This window comes from Mesorhizobium norvegicum, from assembly GCF_004919685.1.
GTDB classification, from domain to species: Bacteria; Pseudomonadota; Alphaproteobacteria; order Rhizobiales; family Rhizobiaceae; genus Mesorhizobium; species Mesorhizobium norvegicum.
Map to the genome: position 1 here is coordinate 15,933 of NZ_SMYZ01000033.1, position 18,119 is coordinate 34,051.

At 61.1% G+C, this 18,119-nt stretch carries 11 protein-coding genes and 1 pseudogene; 8 read left to right on the top strand and 4 right to left on the bottom strand.

Annotation, left to right across the window (positions count from 1 at the left end; translation table 11 throughout):
- Nucleotides 1-2: 2 nt before the first annotated feature.
- Both FCU66_RS12965 and FCU66_RS12970 read left to right on the top strand, forming a co-directional pair.
- On the top strand, nucleotides 3-2,111 hold the full coding sequence (locus FCU66_RS12965) for an ADP-ribosylglycohydrolase family protein (RefSeq protein WP_136620667.1): 2,109 nt from the start codon (nucleotides 3-5) through the stop codon (nucleotides 2,109-2,111).
- The gene (locus FCU66_RS12970) at nucleotides 2,111-3,181 is read left to right on the top strand and encodes an ABC transporter ATP-binding protein (RefSeq protein WP_136620668.1); all 1,071 of its coding nucleotides are present in this window, start codon (nucleotides 2,111-2,113) and stop codon (nucleotides 3,179-3,181) included. The genes FCU66_RS12965 and FCU66_RS12970 overlap by 1 nt, the downstream gene beginning before the upstream one ends.
- A gap of 1,155 nt (nucleotides 3,182-4,336) precedes the next feature.
- Here FCU66_RS12970 and FCU66_RS12975 read toward each other — a convergent pair.
- On the bottom strand, nucleotides 4,337-5,968 hold the full coding sequence (locus FCU66_RS12975) for a tetratricopeptide repeat protein (protein WP_136620669.1): 1,632 nt from the start codon (nucleotides 5,966-5,968) through the stop codon (nucleotides 4,337-4,339).
- A gap of 519 nt (nucleotides 5,969-6,487) precedes the next feature.
- Between FCU66_RS12975 and FCU66_RS12980 the strand changes: the two genes are divergently transcribed.
- Nucleotides 6,488-6,679, top strand: a complete 192-nt coding sequence (locus tag FCU66_RS12980) for a hypothetical protein (protein WP_136620670.1) — start codon at nucleotides 6,488-6,490, stop codon at nucleotides 6,677-6,679.
- 116 nt (nucleotides 6,680-6,795) lie between these two features.
- A pseudogene (locus tag FCU66_RS42545) lies at nucleotides 6,796-6,957 on the top strand (SDR family oxidoreductase); the annotation flags it as partial.
- Nucleotides 6,958-7,203: 246 nt separating this feature from the next.
- Here FCU66_RS42545 and FCU66_RS12990 read toward each other — a convergent pair.
- Entirely contained in the window at nucleotides 7,204-12,048 is a 4,845-nt protein-coding gene (locus tag FCU66_RS12990; RefSeq protein ID WP_181956549.1) for an nSTAND1 domain-containing NTPase, read from the bottom strand.
- A 148-nt stretch (nucleotides 12,049-12,196) separates the two neighbouring features.
- Here FCU66_RS12990 and FCU66_RS12995 point away from each other — a divergent pair, with 148 nt between their 5' ends.
- On the top strand, nucleotides 12,197-13,051 hold the full coding sequence (locus FCU66_RS12995; RefSeq protein WP_168992061.1) for a DUF1194 domain-containing protein: 855 nt from the start codon (nucleotides 12,197-12,199) through the stop codon (nucleotides 13,049-13,051).
- Between the two features lie 325 nt (nucleotides 13,052-13,376).
- Here the strand turns inward: FCU66_RS12995 and FCU66_RS13000 are convergent, their stop codons facing one another.
- Together FCU66_RS13000 and FCU66_RS13005 are read right to left on the bottom strand one after the other, a co-directional pair.
- Entirely contained in the window at nucleotides 13,377-13,670 is a 294-nt protein-coding gene (locus FCU66_RS13000; protein ID WP_136620673.1) for a GYD domain-containing protein, read from the bottom strand.
- Between the two features lie 182 nt (nucleotides 13,671-13,852).
- Entirely contained in the window at nucleotides 13,853-14,395 is a 543-nt protein-coding gene (locus FCU66_RS13005) for a DUF1194 domain-containing protein (protein ID WP_168992062.1), read from the bottom strand.
- A gap of 170 nt (nucleotides 14,396-14,565) precedes the next feature.
- Here FCU66_RS13005 and FCU66_RS13010 point away from each other — a divergent pair, with 170 nt between their 5' ends.
- The 3 genes from FCU66_RS13010 to FCU66_RS13020 all read left to right on the top strand — a co-directional run.
- Nucleotides 14,566-16,794: an adenylate/guanylate cyclase domain-containing protein gene (locus tag FCU66_RS13010; RefSeq protein ID WP_136620675.1), complete on the top strand. Its 2,229-nt coding sequence runs from the start codon at nucleotides 14,566-14,568 to the stop codon at nucleotides 16,792-16,794.
- A gap of 245 nt (nucleotides 16,795-17,039) precedes the next feature.
- Nucleotides 17,040-17,636: a tyrosine-type recombinase/integrase gene (locus FCU66_RS13015; RefSeq protein WP_136620676.1), complete on the top strand. Its 597-nt coding sequence runs from the start codon at nucleotides 17,040-17,042 to the stop codon at nucleotides 17,634-17,636.
- Nucleotides 17,637-17,880: 244 nt separating this feature from the next.
- On the top strand, nucleotides 17,881-18,119 hold a 239-nt coding region (locus FCU66_RS13020; RefSeq protein ID WP_136620677.1), incomplete at its 3' end, for an SAM domain-containing protein.

Consider the following 18,119-nt stretch of genomic DNA (forward strand, 5'->3'; position numbering starts at 1 on the left):
CGATGCAGTTTCCCAACGACTATCTCGAACGCGTCTATGCCGGTGTCCTCGGCAAGCTGGTGGGGGTCTATCTCGGCCGTCCTTTCGAGGGCTGGACGTACCAGAAGATCATGGATGAGCTCGGGCCGATCGAATACTACGTGCATGAGCGCCTGAACCAGCCGCTCGTCGTCACCGACGACGATGTCGCCGGCACCTTCACCTTCGTTCGCGCGCTGGAAGACTACGGCATCAAGGCAAGCCTGTCGGCCGAGGAAATCGGCAAGGCCTGGCTCAACTACATCGTCGAGGAGCGTGCGATCCTGTGGTGGGGCGGCAACGGCAATTCCACCGAACATACCGCATGGCTGAACCTCAAGAAGGGTGTTTCGGCGCCGCATTCCGGTTCGATCGCAACCAACGGACAGGCTGTCGCCGAACAGATCGGCGCACAGATCTTCATCGACGGCTGGGCCATGGTCGCGCCGCGCCAGCCGGAACTTGCCGCAAAGCTCGCCGAACAGGCTGGCAAGGTCAGCCATGATGGTGAATCCGTCTACGCTGCGATGCTCTGGGCGGCGATGGAGGCTGAAGCTTTCGGCTCCTCGGACATCGACCATCTGATCGACACCGGCTTGAGGCAAATACCTCAGGACTGCCTGATCGCCAGTCTGATCGCCGATATCAGGGCTTGGCACAAGGCGCATCCCGACTGGCGCGACACCCGTCAGAAGATCGAGCATCACTACGGCTACGACAAGTATCCCGGCAACTGCCACGTCGTACCAAACCATGCGCTGATGATCATGGCCGTGCTCTACGCACCGCAGGATTTCCAGAAGTCCCAGATGATCGTCAACACGTCGGGCTGGGATACGGATTGCAATGCCGGCAACGTCGGCTGCCTGCTCGGCATCATGAACGGGCTCGAAGGGCTGGACGAGGGCCCGGACTGGCGCGGGCCGATCGCCGACCGCATGCTGATTTCGTCCGCTGATGGCGGCAACTCGATCAACGACGCGGTTCGCCAAGCCTATTTCCTCGCCAACCTCGGCCTGCAATTGGCCGGCAGGCAAAAGCTTGATGCTCCCAAGACCGGCGCGCAGTTCCATTTCTCGCTGCCCGGCAGCCAGCAGGGCTTCAGGCCGCAGACCGGCCTTGATGTCAGTCGCGCGGTGCGCATCGGCAATGCCGAGTTCGAGGGCAGCCGTGCTCTTGCAATCGACTATGAGGCATTGGGGCCTACGCAGGTCGCAGTTGTGACCAGTCCAACCTTCTCGCCGCGCGAAATGCTCAACATGCGTACTTACGACCTCATGGCGACGCCGCTTGTCTATCCCGGTCAGGTCATGCGCGCTCGCGTCGTTGCCGATCAAAAGAACCGCGGCGCCGTCGAGGTAAGACTGCGGGCGCGCGTTTACGACGAGCATGACGAATTGCGCAATGTCGACGGCTCCCCAATGATCGTCGAGCCGGGCAAGGAGGCCGTTCTCGAATGGACTTTGCCGGACACCGGCGGCCAGCCGATCGCCGAGCTCGGCCTGGCGCTTTCCGGCACCGGCAAGCGCGCCGATGGCCGCTTGCTTGTCGACTATGTCAGGTGGGATGGCACGCCCGAGCTGACGCTGAAGCGCCCGGCTGGCGATGGCGATTTCTGGCGCTTGTCCTGGGTCAACGGCGCAGACTTCTTCTCCAAGCGCTATCCGGCCGCGTTCCGTATCTCGCAGAACAGCGGCGAAGGCATCATCATCCATGGCACGCGCCAGTGGGCCGATTACCAGGCGTCCGGCGATGTGATGATACATCTCGGCAATTATGGTGGTCTCGCCATCCGGGCGCAGGGCCTGCGCCGCTATTATGGCGCCCGCGTCACCCGCGACGGCAGGATGCAGATTGTTCGCGTCCGCGACGAGAACACCGAGGTGCTCGCCGAGACCGCCTTCAATACCGAATTCGAGAAATCGATATCGATGAAAGTGGCGGCCAAGGGCGACCGCATCACCTTCGAGGCCGACGGCATCTCGCTTTTTGCGCAAGACAGCAGCCCCGAGGCTTTCCACGACGGCGGCATCGGCCTGCTGGTGCATGAAGGCGCCCTGTCATCCAACGAAATCAGGGTCGGAGCGGTCTGATGGCGAACGTCACGATCGACAAAGCTCGCAAGGCATATGGTCCGGTCGAGGTGCTTCATGGCGTCTCCGTCGACATCCGCGACGGCGAGTTCGTGGTGCTCGTCGGCCCATCCGGCTGCGGAAAATCGACACTGTTGCGGATGATCGCGGGGCTGGAAAACATCACTGGCGGGACGATCGGCATCGGCGGGCGGGTCGTCAACGACCTGGCTCCCAAGCAGCGCGACATCTCGATGGTGTTCCAGAACTATGCTCTCTATCCGCATATGACGGTGGCCGAGAACATGGCGTTTTCACTGACGCTGGCCGGCGCGCCCAAAGCGGAGAAGCAGAAGCGGGTTGCGGAAGCCGCTGAGATACTGGGGCTGACGCCGCTTCTCGAGCGCTATCCGCGCCAGCTGTCGGGCGGCCAGCGCCAGCGCGTGGCCATGGGTCGATCGATCGTGCGCAAACCGCAGGTCTTCCTGTTCGACGAGCCCCTGTCCAATCTAGATGCCAAACTGCGCGTCGCCATGCGCGCCGAGATCAAGAGCCTGCATCGTCGTCTTGCCACGACCACGATCTATGTCACGCATGACCAGGTCGAGGCCATGACCATGGCCGACCGGATTGTGGTGATGAATGGCGGACATGTCGAGCAGGTCGGCCGGCCGCTCGACCTCTATGACGACCCGCAGAGCATGTTCGTTGCCGAATTCATCGGCTCGCCGTCGATGAACCTGCTGAAAGGCCGCTTCGACAGCGCCGTCGGCCGGCCTGTCTTCAAGACCAATGACGGCATCGTGCTGCCGCTGCCCGGCAGCGTCTCCAAGCCATCCGGCACCGAAGCGATCTACGGCATCAGGCCGGAATATTTCACCATCGCCCCGGCAGGTTCCGGTATCCCGGCCCGGATCGTGGTCGTCGAACCCCTCGGCCCCGAAACGCAAGTGACCGCGACCGTCGGCGGCCAGACCGTGGTGGCGATGTTTCACGAGCGGATCAGCATGCAGCCTGACGAAATCATCTGGCTGCAGCTCCAGGCCGATCGCGTCTGCCTCTTCGACACCGCTGGACGACGGATGACTTAGTACCAGAATAGCAACAACGGGCGCCTGGAAGAAATGGGAACCGCAGATACTGCAAATGCGATAAAATGGGTCATTAAGAGTGATTTGGCTTTGGGGGCGGGTACGGCCGCCCCGGTCCCGGACCTTAATCGAGGTGTCGGTCGGGCGCCCTATAGGGGCGACCTCTTGTTGCAAAACTGCAATGGCTGGTTCGGGCGCCGAAGGCGATGATTGGTCTCAACCTTTCGTGCCGCGCGTGCACGTTTCTGCTTCATGCCAGCATTCGCGAGACTGCAAGCTGTGTGTACTGCTTCCAGCACTCGACAGATACCCAGCGTCCGCCAACGTCTTCGCAGCGTCCGGCCAAAGCTGCGCTGCCGGCCACTGACGGGATAGTGAAGCAGCTTCTTAGCGAGCGCAATCAACTCAAGTCCGCCATGGGAAAGCTTTTGCGCCAGCCAACCCTTCTTGCCGGTCTCGCGGCGCATTTCGCTGTCTTTGTCGGGGCCAACGTTGGCTGCGGATGAGGCGCGGAGATAGGCCCCTGCCCCTCAAAACTTACTCTTCGTAGCCTTCCGCCCCCAAAATAGTCGACGCAGTAGTGCCTGAAGGAAGACCAGGGGGGCACGGAGCGTTCTGATTGCTTGCGCGGTTGCCCGACTACATCCGGTGATCCGGCGATCTTGTTGCTCGGAAGGCCCGAGATGAGAAAGCCTTCTGTGTGGTTGTCGAGCCGCCCCGATCGCGCCAGAAGCGAATATCCGCCAACATCGGACGCTACCGCAGAAATGACGGCAATGGGCCGGAACCCGTCGGTCCGCTATCGGGGCGAACTCGGCGGATAGCTGCCATTCGGCAGACGACCTCTGAGCGGACGTTGAGGCGGGTTGCATGCATACGGATGCCCCCGGGGCCCTGACGAGGGGTTCTCAGTGAAGGGGTGGTGGCGAGGCAGAGCTTTACCAGCATGGAGGCACTGGAGCAGCATCTGGCCTAGCGGATGCGCGAGATCGCGGACCTGCACTGCCACGGTTCGACAAGGACTTCGTGCAGGGCATCATTGCCCTGCAGCAGAGTGACGGCCGGCTTCGCGCGCGCAATGGACGCGTGCGAGACGCTGCTCGATGCTGGCTTTTATGGCGCTGAGGTGCAACGTGGCGAGGGGATGCTTGCCACTTATCGCGGTGCGCTCCGACAGGCACATGATGCCATGATCGGCACCTCTGCATGCGCCAGCGCCTGATCCAACTGCTGTCGGACCTGGCTGACTTCTACCGCGTCACCACGTCGGCTAAGGCATTCAAGCAGGCCGTGAAGGCTCCAGACGTTGCGTGGGTGTTGGCAAGGCCGCGGCAACGTCGCATCAAGCCCAAGGTCGGCGCGATAGACAGCCTCAGCTTCGGCATATCGTTCGGCATCCATCAGCAATGCGCCAAGCGCGTGTCGCGTCGGCTGCATCCAACCCCATGGCTCGTCATAGAGCAAATTGTCGTCGAGATCGACCGCACGCCGCAGGAAGTCCAGACCTTCATGGACGCGGCCGGACTTGTAGTGCAACTCCCCCAGCATCATCGCTTCGGCAACCTTCAGGATATCGGCGCATGGGTTGTTGAACAGCATGCGCTCGGGTTGCACTGCATCGCGCGCCGCCGCGAAAAGGCTAGCGCTTTCCTCTGCCTGGGGAATTCTACCGAGGTTGGACAGAGCCACGGTCCGGGCATAATGCAACAGGACGGTGCTGAAGGAGTAAAGCTCGGCATCTTCGGGGAAGGCCTCTTTCAGGATGCAGGACCAGCGGCCAAAGCGGATAAGTACGTGCAACTTCATCGGCGCGAAGGCTTCAAACATCTCTGGCATGTAACGCACCACCGGCTCTGGCAGGTTTTCCGCCAATGCCCTCGCGGCCTCGAAGGCATCCGAAGGGCGACCAAGGAACATGGCCCCGTAGATTTGAAAGTGAAGGTTGTGGATCCGGTAGACCGTGTAAAAGTTCTCACCGCCTGCATGAGCGAAATATGAACGATCCACCTGAGCCGCCTGCCGGTTGCGCGCCACGACATTGTGGTAGTCGCCGCAAAGCACGTCGATATGCGTCGCCATATGCACAAGATGCCCAGAGTCTGGCACGAGGCGCACCAGCCGATCACCATGCGGCAAGGCTTTTTCTGGCGTCGACGACATCTCCATCAGATGAATGTAGAAATGCAACAACCCCGGATGTCCCCAGGCTGCTGGCTGGGTCGTGAAGGCGCCGTCCAATGCCGCGCGCGCTTCCTCCGTCGAGGTGGCAGCGGCAGGCTGCCCGGTCCGAGTATCCCACAGCGCCCAAGGCGTGCGGTTGATCAGTGCCTCGACAAAGATCGCGGTCACATCCAGATCGTCAGGGAATCTCTCGTATACTCGGCGCATCGCTGCAGCGAAATCGTCATTCCAAGGGCCGTAATCCGTAATCTCAGGATCAGTAGGGAACCGCGACGTCAGCGCATCAAGCAATGCGCGCTCGACTTGGATTGCGGACAGATCGCGCGCCTCCGCCAGCAATACATGCGCCCGCGTCAAAGCGGCAATACGCTCTTCTGGCCCGAAGAAGTCCCATAGCTTGTTGTAGTTTGGGCCTAGACAGTGGGCAATTCCCCATCGCGCCATGACGTTTGAAGGCGCCACTTCGAGCACGCGCTCGTAACAGGCAATGGCCTCTTCGTGGTTAAATCCGTATTGCCAGATCAGCCCCCGGTCGAACCACATCTGCGCCTCGGAAGGCGTGTTGTCCAGCCGGCGGGAGAAGGTGCCTAGATCGAAATACGTCATCGTATCCAACTCCATGGCTGTCGGCGACTACCCGCCCAGACTACATCAAACCCCCGAAGGAAGGGAGTTCGACTTCAGGATGCCGCCCGATCTCACCGTGCGATCTTCATCAAGAGCCGCGATATCGTGCCTTTCCCAGCCCCGACGCCGATTTTGGACCGGACCGACAACGATTTCCCCTCGACGGAAACCTAGCGCAGGCCTGAGCAGCCGCGGATCGTGTTTGCGGGATTTTTCTGATCAGCGGCAAGCGGCGCCCAATCCGCCCGCTGGCAATCCTCAGCGTCTTTGGGACACCCAACTCGACTTCGCCGTTAGGAAGCGCTTCCGCTTCGATCCGGAGACGCAGAAGGTCGTTGAGGGAGTCTGGCAGAAATGCATCAACGCAGTCACTCCTGCCGAGGCCCCTCCACAGGAGGTAGCCCAGGCGCCCGCCAATGCGTAGTGTAGGGTTGTGGTAGCGGCGCAGAAGGTCTCCACCGTTGACGCAAGACCGTCTACAGCGTGGATTCGAGAGCTGTGATAGAACTCGACCTCGCTGATCTCATGGTAGACGGCGAGCTGCCGGTTTTTCCCGAGGTGGAAGAGAAGGCGCTGCTTTCGCTGCGCTTCCAGCGCCGAAAGGCCATCATCGCCGCCGGCGGCTTCATTGGGCTGACATTGTGGCTAATTAAACGACGCGCCATTGCGACCGACCAAAAGGTCCGCTAAGCGCCGCATGAAGTTGACGGGTTTGTCTCTAAGCGAGGCATCTGAATTCCAAAACGTTTGTCTGAAATTGACCCGATGCTGTCTGTCCACGGAACGACCATAGAGGTCCGGATCAGGTGGAAAGCTGCCGTTCGATCCGCCAGTTCGAAGCCGGCTCGGGAATCGAGGCCCAGTTCCCGCTTCATCGATTCGGCGAGGTGAAGGACGTCGCCCAAGCAGCCGTGTTCCTCGCGAGCGACGATTCCTCCTTCATAACCAGATCGGAACTGGTCGTCGATGGCGGTATGACGCAGCTTAATTTTCACGGTGCGAGGCGGCGGCTGAGAAATTGGCTGCCGCGTTCGCATTCAGAGCAATCTGATGTTTCGCTGAGGGTCCGAGCTTGCGTAGAGGTTCTCCGAACGAAGAGCAGGGAAGGGTCGATACGCGACAGTCCCGATGGCGATTCCGTAGGTCCTGAGATGGCGCTAAGTTGCCCGTTCCGGCGCCGGCTCAAGCGGCAAGATCTGACCCCGTTGCCGACATCAGCCCGGACAAGTACCAGCTGCTGGGTCTTCAGGAAGGAAGAAGCTTCGCCGCTCGCAAGGGGTGAGTTCGCGAGGCACGGTGCGCCGGGCGAAGTCAATGAGGTCGTTGGGTGTCTGGAAGACGCGAACGATACGGACCCTTTCTTCGCCGGAAATAATCGCGACCTGGGTGCCGTCGGAACTGAAAGCTGCGCGTGTAAGGCTCGGTTGAACGGTCGCTTCGTCCTGGCTGGCAAGGACGGCAATCTGGCGCCCCGATTGCGTCGCCCATAGCCTGACCGTGCGATCTTCGGACGACGCGGTCACGACATACAAACCACTGGGACTGAACTGGGCGCTGTCCACCGCGCCGCCGTGGCCCCTAAGAACGGCCCTTTCCAGTCCACCAGAGACGCTCCAGATCCGGACGGTTCCATCGCGGGAGGCAGTCAGCAGCGACTGACCGTCCGGGCTGAAGGCGACCACCGTCACCTCGTCGGTATGTCCCTCTAGCGTTACGACGTTTGCTCCGTCCGTGATCGACCAAATTCGGGCCGTGTGGTCGAGTGAGCCCGTGGCGACCAGTTGACCGTTCGGGTTGAAGGCCGCTGCCGTGATGCGATCCTGATGCCCCACAAGAGCCTTAAGCTCAGCCCCGCCCGCCTTCAGAAGGTGGCCCGCATTGTCTTCCCTGGCCGCGAGGATCAGACGTCCGTCGGGGCTAAGAATGGCCTGCGGCAGCTTGCTGCTCGTATTAATGACGGCCAGCTCGGTACCGGTCGCCGCGTCCCACAGCTGGGCGGTACCGTCGATCGATGCGGAAACTAGCGATTTGCCATCGCGACCAAACTGGATCTGGATCAGTCCGCCATGTGATCGGAACTGGGCGGTCTCGAATCCCCTGGCCACCTCCCAAATTCGGACCTGGCCCCCAAGAGATGCCGTCGCGACGCGCCTTCCATCGGGACTGAACGTCGCACGTTGAACGATCTCACGGGTATCAAGCCGGCTTATCTCGCGCCCGCTCACAACATCCCACAGATGCGCCGCGCTGTCGCCGCCACCGGTCAGCAGGTGGACATTGTCGGGACTGAAGACTGCGAAAGTCGGCCGATATTCATGAGAGAGCGTCGTCGTCAGGGCGCCGTCGACATCCCACAGCCGAGCGGTGCCATCGTGTGAAGCAGTGAGAAGAATGTTGCTGTCAACCGGGCTGAATTCCAGATGCTCGACTAAAGATTCATGACCGGCGATCGTCGTGACCAACGAGGCGCGTTCAACGTCCCAGATGCGGATCGGCCCATTGACCGAAGCGGTCGCCAGGAAGCGGTCGTCCGGGGTGAAAGCACCGTTCATCTCCTCATCGCGTTCATCCGCACCGATATCAGCCAGCTTCAAACCCGAAACCTCCTGGCCGAGCACGTGATCCAGCTTTCCCAACGCTCCATCCCAAATCCGGGCAGCTCCATCGATTGATACCGTGGCGATTCGCTGACCCCCGTGGCTGAAAATCACACCGTTCAATTGCGTGTCGCTCTTCTGCCCGGCCAGCTTTGCGATCTCCGTTCCTTTCGACACTTCGCAAAGGCTGGAAGCGCCGTCGTATGAAAACGGGCCCCACGCGCCAGCCAGCAGTCGGCTTCCGTCCGGGCTGAATGCCAGGCTGTAGGGCCGGAAGTTCACCCGGATTGACCGCGTCAGTGCGCCATTCGCGGTATTCCAGATCGAAACAAGGTGCTTGCGTGCCGTCGCGAAGCTGCGACCGTCGGGACTGAAGCCAGCCCGTGCATATCCGTCGCTGCTTACACTCAGGACTTTCTTTCCGGTCCGAGCGTCCCAGAGCGCTGCATCGCTGTTCTCCCCCGCCGTCAGCACCTGGTTGCCATTCGGGCTGAAGATTGCCGTTGGATAATTACCTACCGGCCGCAGGATGAAGAGCTGTTCTCCCGAGATGGCGTTCCAGAGGCGCGCAGTGCCATCCCTCGCGGCCGTCACGATGCGGCTCCCGTCCGGGCTGAATTCAGCCCTCTCCACGGCCCCTTCATGACCCTTTAGAACTGCAGTTTCGGCACCGCTGGAGATATCCCAGACGCCTGCAGTTTTGTCGTAGGATGCAGTGACGATGTGATCGCCGGTCGGATTGAACGCCGCATCCGCAACGCCGGCGCCATGCCGGAAGATTTTGATCTGGTGGTGCGCCAGCAGGGCCTTGTAGAGGGCTGCCTCCGCTTCAAAGAGATATGGCCGCTCGGACTGGTCTTTCGAGGAAAGTGCTTCGAGCGCCAAGAGGATCGCAGCCTCGGTGTTGCCCGTCGCCGTGGACTGCTGCGACAGAAACGAGAGCGAAAGAGACTGGTTACGCAGCGCCTGGTCGCGTTGCCACCTTGCTTCCTCCTGCGCCTTGAAGGCGACCAGTGCGCCTACGCCCGCCATGAGAGCGAGCATTATCGCCACAATCGCGGCACTGCGCGTACGTCGGGCAAGCCGGTTTGCCGCGGCAGCCGCGAGGTTCCGGCGCTCGGCCTCGCGCTCCAGGCGCTCGCGTTTTGCCTCTTCGGCGGCCTCGATCAGCGCCAGCTCTGCGTGCCGGTCCTTCTCCTCTTTCTGCTGATGGGCACGCAAGGACGCCGCGATGTATTCAAGGACGTCATCGTCGACCTCCTCCCGTCTTGACAGCAGCAGTTCTTCGCCCTCCGCGAGACGTTTGCCGGACGGAAGAAGAAGCTCTCGATTCCTGCTCTCTAGGTGCCAACGGTGAGCGTCGGCCCCGAGGCGGTCGCGCGTCTCGAGGAAGTTCCGGTTTGCATTCACAATGTCACCGGCGCGCGGCCAACGGCTCAACAGTGCTTCATGTGCAACGCGGACGAAGACATGCCCTCCGGCGTCCTCATCGCTGACGAGGAGCCGTGCGTCGATCAGGGCCCTGACTAGGGTCGATCGCGCGGGGGTGCCTGCAACTTCGGTGAGCAGGGCCGGACGTGCCGTGACCGTTTCATCGCCCGGACTTGCCGTGGTGAGTGCGCGCAGCACCGCGGGTAAGGCCTCCTGGATCTCGGGCGCGAGCAAGTCTACGACTTCATCGGCGCGGCGCGCGATTGCGCCTTCGAGCCCGCCGAGCGCGCGATAGTGCGCAAAGGTGAGAACTCGGCGCTCGCGGCCGGCCTCGTACAACGCGTCGAGCACAAACTCGAGAAGCGGCAATGATCCGGGATCGGCAGCTGCTGCCTCCTGCAGCACATCATCGAGCCGCCCCAACTCGGCACTCTCCTCGAAGCGGAGCCCGGCAGCGCCCGCCGGTTCGCGGATGATCTGCGCGATCTCTGGGCCAGTCGGCGGCAGGAGTTCGTAGCTGGCGAGGCCGTCCTTGAGCGCCGAGAAACCCGGGACCTCACCGCAGCGGTGAAAAAAGTCCGAACGGATCGCCGCTATCACCCAGACCAGTCCGCTCGCGGCCAGCACCGCCATGAGCCGCACAAGGGCCTCGCGCGTCCCCGGCTCCCTCTCCGTCGTGAACAGGTCCTCCAGCTGATCGATGGCGACAAGCAATCTGATCTGCGAGCGAGCAGGCCCGGCGGCCTTGCGAAGTGCCTGTCGGACCATCGCCACTGCCCGATCCGGCGTGCTCATGCAGAGCCGAGCAAACTCCGCGGCTGTTACTTCGCAGGCCAGCTCCGGCACAGCAGCTTCGCGAAGCAGTGCCGCAGCAAGCACAGCGAATGCATCCGGTCCTTCGGAGAGGCGGATCAGGCAGCGGCGCCACAAGGATATGCCTGCCACGGCTCCAGGCAGTGTCAATGACGGCAGCAGGCCAGCGCGCAGGAGGGAAGACTTGCCGCAACCGCTCATTCCGTAGATGAGCAGGAATGCCGTGCCGCTGGCTGCCTGCTGCTCCAGTCTTGCAGTGCAGGCAGCAATTGCCCGCGCTCGGCCGAAGAAGAGGTCGGCATCTTCGAATTCGAAGGCATCGAGACCGCGAAATGGCGACCTGACCGGTTCCTCCGCAGCAAGGGGTACGCGGTAGATGCGCAAGGCACGTGCGACGTCCTTCAGCTTGTGCTCGCCGAGATCGATGAATTCCAGCGAGAGTCGGTCTTGAGCCTGGGCGTGGACCGCTTCCGTGACGCAAATCCCGCCCGGTCGTGACAACGTTTGCAGATGAGCCGCGACCTCGACGGCCTCGCCCGCGAGGTGGTCGCCCTCGGCGACGACATAGCCCAGATGAACGCCGATGCGGAAGCGCAGGCGCTTTGTCTCGGGAACTTCGCAGTTCCGCCTATCGACGTCATGCTGGATCTCGCTCGCACACCGCATCGCCTCGACGGGGCCGGCGAACTCGGCGACCACGCTCTCTTCGGCGCTCCAGAACACGCGACACGCATGTTGCACCAGCAGCCGATCGATGATCTGCCTGTACGCCCGGAAAGTTGCAGCAGAGTTCCGCTCATCCTTGCCTGTCGGCCGGCCCTCAGCGGCCACTTCGGCGGCCAGGATGGTGGCCATTCTCGGTCCGGCATTTGAGGCAAGGACCAGCCTGTAACCGCGCCTCGGCACTGTCTGCACGACGGCCTGCCGACTGTCGTTGAGCGCCGCACGGATCTCGTGAATGCATTGCACAAGGCTGTCGTCGGTGACGGCTATCCCGTTCCAGACCGCCCTCATCAGGTTGTCCTTGGTGACGACGCGATCAGCGTTCTCCAGAAGGTGACGAAGCACCGCGAAGGTCTGGTGGCGAAGTGCGATTGTCATGTTGGACTTGTCGCGCAAGGTCTCGCTGCTCAGATCGGCGGTAACGCCGTTGAGTACGAACGTCGTGTGCGGCGAGCTATTCAAGCCGGTTTCCTCACGCACGAAGCCGCAGTCCAATGCTTCGATCCTAGCACGGTTTCGCGCTGCGAAGAGCCATCATCATCCAGACCGGCGGGGAGCGCGGATTTCGGCGAATGATCGGAAGCCGTTCGTGACCCAGGAGACGCCTCGGACCGACAATTGCATTGTCAGCGAGAGGCTTGCCATGGACTACTTGGTGCAGATTGCTCGATGTGCGGGTGCAAGACCGGTGCTACGGCTCACGGGCGTCTACCTGCTCACTTTGTTCTTCGCGATGGCGTCACAGGCTCACTCGACCGACCGTCCCGTGGACGACCTGGCCGAAGTCGATCTGCAATTGATCCTTGCCGTGGACGTCTCATCGTCGATGAGCTTGTCCGAGCAACGGGTTCAGCGTGACGGTTACGTCAACGCATTCCGGCACCCGGACCTCGCAAGAGCCATAGGATCGGGCGCACGCGGCATGGTCGCGGTTTCGTATCTCGAATGGGCTGGGCCGAACTATCAGCGCGTCGTCCTGCCCTGGACGATCGTCGGTAGCTACGACGACGCAAGACGGTTCGCCGACGCCCTGGCGATCGAGCCTATCACCGCGCAGCCTGGCACTTCCATTTCCGGCGCCCTTCTGTCGGCAGCTGACCTGTTTGCGCAGAGCCGCACTGCAGGCGCGCGCCGCGTGATCGATGTATCGGGCGATGGTCCCAACAATGCCGGCCTGCCGGTCGCGCCGATACGGGACCGGCTGACAGGCTCCGGCATCACCATCAATGGCCTGCCACTGTCCTTGCCGCATGGTCGTTCCAACGGCCTTCAATCCTTTGGTGCGCACTATCTCGATCTCTATTACGAGCATTGCGTCATCGGTGGACCGGATGCATTCGTGATCGGGATCGATGATCTCACTTTGTTCGAAGTCGCGATCCGCCGAAAGCTGCTTCTCGAGATAGCGGGCATGCCCTCACGACCCAGGCTCGCGTCCTATAACCCAGCAGGCGGCCCGGTATTCGACTGCTCCATGATCGGAACCGCCGCGCGGTAGCGCCACAGCCGCCCTTGACGTTTCAGGATGTTCTTTTTTCTGTTCTCATGGCGCACGATCCGATCGACACGTTGGGAAAGGCGACCCGGCATTCTGGGCCGGCCGCTAGCTCGCCTGCCTCCGGTTGAGTGTCCGGTTCTCCAGCAATGTATCTCATGATAATGGCCGCACCGTTCCCGATGCGGCCATTATGTCTGATTTGCTCAATCAGTTCTCACACAGCCTGCTCGCGCCGGGGGTTTTCGCTCTGGGAAGACAGTCAACCCTACCGCCATTCGGCTCGGCTGCCGGCTTCGATCGCCTGCGCATGGCTGCACAGTGGCGGTCAGGCCATCTTTGCCAAGATCTTGGCCATATCTGCCGTGTCGAACGCCCTCAATGTCTGGGTTCTGATGTTGCCTAGCGATGCGATCGATAAGGCTAGTGCGGTCGCAGCAATGTCGTCGTCGGCTTCTGCAATCGCCACGACATCATATTGACCAAGCGTCCACAACAGCGTGTGAACCTTGATGCCGCTCTTGCTGGCCATCGCCTTGAAAGCGTCAGCACGCTTCTGCGTGTCCTTGATGCTCTTGATGCCTTGATCTGTGAAACTCGACAGCAATACGTAGTAAGCCATTGGTTCCTCCCACAATGGAGAGCGTGCGGGCGCTCACGGCGCGTCCGCCGTCTCCCAGAATTACGATAGCACGAGCCGGGGGCGCGAACCACAGGCGGCAAAGAAGGCCCATGCGGCTGTCTTCTTTCAGTCTTCTGTGCCCTTGCGTCACAAACGCTCGACACAACGAGACGTAGGCCACTCTAAGAACGTGTCTCGCCGGGAATGGAACCAACTTCTCGAATCAGTTTGTTTACTATGGCCCACTGAAATTCAGCGAAGCTGTCAGCAGGAATAACAAACGAGCCGGGCCCTCCGATAACGTGCCGCTCATAATATTCCGTGGTCGTCTCGCCATTTTCAACTTCAGTGCCTATCGGCAGACCATTGATTACGATTGCCTTCTGAAGCGCTCTCTGGCGGCTGTCCTCAAGTGAAGATCCGTCATTGTTTGTTCCGTCGCCTGAGATATCGATGACCCTGCGCGACGTTGGAGCAAGGAGTTTGTCAAAGGCATCAACAGATGCGTCGATGGCGTATGAGATCGATGTTTTCGCACCATGCGGACCAGGGCCTTGGCGTTCCGACTTTTTCCGGATTGCTTCCGCGATAACGGACGCATCATTTGCGTCAGCGAGAATGCTCCAGTCCAACCGAGTTTCCAAGGAGCCGAAGCTCGACCATTCGACGAAGGTGACAGCGATCTTCTCGACCTGCGCGTTCGCGGACCGGAAGTTGTGACCCAAACGAGCCATTCCGGCAGGCAAGCTCTAATGTCTCGAATGTGGTGACTACGACATTGGTTACACCTCGCCGTATCAGCGGTCCATCAAACGTGCGGAAGAAGGGAATTGCTGGTGAGGTCGGTTTCCTTTCAGAACAACCAATACTATGATCCGCTGGGGCGAGGCCGACAATGGATCGCAAGCTTTCCGCGATTTTAGCCGCAGATGTAGTGGGCTATTCGGCTCTGATGGAGCGCGATGAGGCCGGTACATTCGAACGCCTTCGTGCCGGGCGCAAAGAACTGTTCGAACCCGAAATTGCTCGCCACCACGGCCATATCTTCAAGCTGATGGGCGATGGGATGCTGGCCGAATTCGGCAGTGTCGTCGATGCCGTCGAATGTGCAGTGTCGCTGCAGCGCGGCCTGTCCGAGCGCAACGCCTCGCTTCCCGAGTCGGAACAGATCCTGGTGCGGATCGGTATCAACCTCGGCGAGGTGATCGTTGACGGCGACGACCGGTATGGCGATGGGGTCAACATCGCGGCCAGACTTCAGCAGTTAGCGAAACCGGGCGGCATCTGCGTCTCGGGAAAAGTGGCCAAGGAGGTCGAGAGGAAGCTAGCGTTCACATTTGAGTCAATGGGCGAACAGAGGGTTAAGAACATCACCGAACCAGTTCGGGCGTATCGCGTACTGCTTGATCCAGCGGCAGCGGGCAAGACCCTCCATGCTCGCCGCCAGCCGCGCGCCTGGCGTCTTCCAGTCGCGGCGGGTGTTCTCGTCCTGGCTCTCGGCCTTGCAGTAGCATGGTGGCAGCCGTGGGAGAGGCCTGCACAGCTTGCCGTTCCGACCGTCAGCGAGGCAGCCGACACCCGGCCCTCGCTAGTCGTCCTGCCCTTCGACAATCTCAGCGACGACAAGGAACAAGAATATCTCGCCAACGGCTTCACCGAGGATCTGACGACCGCACTGGCGCGTGTGCCGGGTCTTTTCGTCTTCTCCCCCAACGCGGCCTCCGCTTACAAGGACAAGGACCCGAAGGAGATTGCGGCGGCATTGGGCGTCCGATACCTGCTGAAAGGCTCGATTCGCCGCGTCGGCGACGACATGCGCATCAATGCGCAGCTGATCGATGGCTCGACTTCCAGACATCTCTGGGCGCAGCGTTTCGACGGCCGGTGGGCAGACGTATTCGCGCTGCAGGACGGCGTTGTCAGCAGCATCGCGGGTGCGCTCCAGCTCCGCCTGGTGAGCGGCGCGCCGGCTACCCGGGCCGGAGGCACCAGTAATCCCGAGGCCTATGAGGCCTATCTCAAGGGGATGGACATCTACAACCGTATCAACACGCCCGAGGAGTTTGCGCAGGCTGTGAAGTATTTCCAGCAAGCCGTGCAACTCGACCCCGATTTCGGCGCGGCGTACGCCCAGCTCGCCTGGGCCTACTGGGACGCGGATGTCGGTCGGGTCGTAGTAATGGGGCTTACGACCGACGTGGCCCAGGGCAAGATCTATGAAACCCTGGAAGCGGCGGCCAGGGATCCTTCGCCGGGCTACTATCAGCTCGTCGCCGAGTTGATGGTCCGCGAGCACGACTCGGACGACGCAGTTACCGTTCTTCTGAAGTCGGTGGCGCTCGATCCCAGCGATACTTGGAATTATCTCTCGCTGGCCAATGCTCTGAATTTCAACGGCAGGCCGAAGGAAGTGCTTAGCTATCTCGATGCGGCTGCGCGCGTCGACCCAAACTCGTGGATGGACTACAGGCGCTACCAAGCCGGACTGGCCGAGTTCGGCCAGGAGAAGTTTGAGGACGCGGTTCGCTCTATCGAGAAGATGGACCTTATATCGGCCGATCCACGGGCGAAATTTTATGCCCTGCAGGTCCTTATTTCGGCTTATGGGCATCTTGGGCGCACAGACCAGGCCGCGGCGGCTTTGGAAACGCTTAGGAAGGTTGTTGGGCGGGTGGACAGGGGGCCGAGCCAGTTGATGACCCAGGATTACATGGTGTTCAAGAATACGGCCGATATCGAACGCCTTTTGGCCGGGCTGACCAAGGCAGGTGTGCCAGAGCTGCCGGCATTGGCAAAGGCAGGCATGAATCCGAAGGACCGGCTCACAGGGGCGGAAATAAAGTCTCTCATGTTCGGGCACGAAACGCGCGGAAAATTGGTAATGCCCACGTTCCTGCCGATGCAGCGCACAACCTCGGTCGACGGCGCCGTCAGCGAGACCGTTGGCCAGAGGAGCCGCGTAGGAACCTCGTGGGTGCAAGGCGATTTCTTGTGCAACGCCTTTCCCAGAGAACTGACAAGCTGTGGGGCGATTTTTCGCAATGTGTTCAGGACGCCGGGGCGCGACGACGAATACAAGGCCGTTTACCGCGGGGACCAGTTCGAGTTTTCGGTCGTCAAGTGAACTCCCAAATGCCGCAAGGCCGTAAGTCTGCTTGCCGAGTAGACGCGACGTTGTTGGCATAACTGCAAACGTCGACAATTGGCGCGAGTGCGCCCATTACCGTGGTCCACTTAATCGGACACGCCGCAAGTCGCAAGTCGGTAACCTTTCGAACAGAATCCTCGGAGGCGGCTCCAGGCGAGACGTACAATTTGCGGGCTCGGATCGGGCGCTGCGGCTGTGGAGGGCGGCATGGGAGAAGGGCCATGCCTAGTTGGAACCGAGGCCACATTGTTGGCCAGAAGCCTCCGCTCAAGCCACGAGAAGTCTGGAGCATCCGGACGCGACTGCAGGTATCAGGCGCAGAACGCGATCTTGCGCTGTTCAATCTCGCGATCGACAGCAAGCTGCGCGGTTGCGACTTGGTCACGATCACCGTCGGAGACGTCGCCCTTTCGGGTAGCGTGCGTGATCGGGCGGTTATCGTACAGAAGAAGACAGGGCGGCCAGTGCAGTTCGAGATCACGGAGCAGACACGCGCGGCCGTCGGTACATGGATAGCACGCCGAGGCCTGACCGAAAGGGATTTCCTTTTCCCCAGCCGGGTTCGCGCTAAGCCGCACATGTCTACGAGGCAGTATGGGAGGATCGTAGGCAGATGGGTGGCCAGCATCGGCCTCGACCCGAAACGATACGGTACGCACTCAATGAGGCGGACAAAGGCGTCGCAGATCTACAAGAAGACCGGCAACATCCGAGCTGTGCAACTGCTTCTCGGTCACACGAAGCTGGAGAGCACCGTCCGTTACCTCGGCATCGAAGTCGATGACGCATTGGCGATCTCTGAACAGGTTGAACTCTGAAGTATGCGGAGCGGCGCATTCACAAGCGTCGCTCCGTGACCCGATGCGGACGCTTGATCACTAGGAGCGTATCGTCCGCTGCTGCCAAAAGCTGTCACCGCCGCGGTAACCTGTCGGTCTCCGAGCCCCCAATTCTTCGAGAGGGACCTTCCAGCTTCGACAGAAATCCGGGCCTACAGCATTTCCCTGGCATCTGAGTTAATATTGCGGCTGAGGGACCCGAATTCAGCCTAGGGAGAGCTGTGTGGACGTTGCCGCTTGGTTGCGAGGCCTCGGCCTCCAGCGATACGAGCAGGCATTTCGCGACAACGCGATCGACGCGGAAGTCCTGCCGGAGCTGACCGACGCCGACCTCGAGAAGCTCGGTATGCTCCTCGGTCATCGCAAGCGATTCCGCAAGGCGGTAGTGGGGCTGGAGCCGTCGTCAAACCATCCCGACGCGAGCACCGATGACATCGCGACTCAGAGCCGCACCCGGGAGCT

Coding starts and splice junctions, on each gene's coding strand:
- FCU66_RS12965 (WP_136620667.1), top strand. CDS start 3: ATGCAGTTTCCCAACGACTATCTCGAACGCGTCTATGCCGGTGTCCTC.
- FCU66_RS12970 (WP_136620668.1), top strand. CDS start 2,111: ATGGCGAACGTCACGATCGACAAAGCTCGCAAGGCATATGGTCCGGTC.
- FCU66_RS12975 (WP_136620669.1), bottom strand. CDS start 5,968: ATGACGTATTTCGATCTAGGCACCTTCTCCCGCCGGCTGGACAACACG.
- FCU66_RS12995 (WP_168992061.1), top strand. CDS start 12,197: ATGGACTACTTGGTGCAGATTGCTCGATGTGCGGGTGCAAGACCGGTG.
- FCU66_RS13000 (WP_136620673.1), bottom strand. CDS start 13,670: ATGGCTTACTACGTATTGCTGTCGAGTTTCACAGATCAAGGCATCAAG.
- FCU66_RS13010 (WP_136620675.1), top strand. CDS start 14,566: ATGGATCGCAAGCTTTCCGCGATTTTAGCCGCAGATGTAGTGGGCTAT.
- FCU66_RS13015 (WP_136620676.1), top strand. CDS start 17,040: ATGCCTAGTTGGAACCGAGGCCACATTGTTGGCCAGAAGCCTCCGCTC.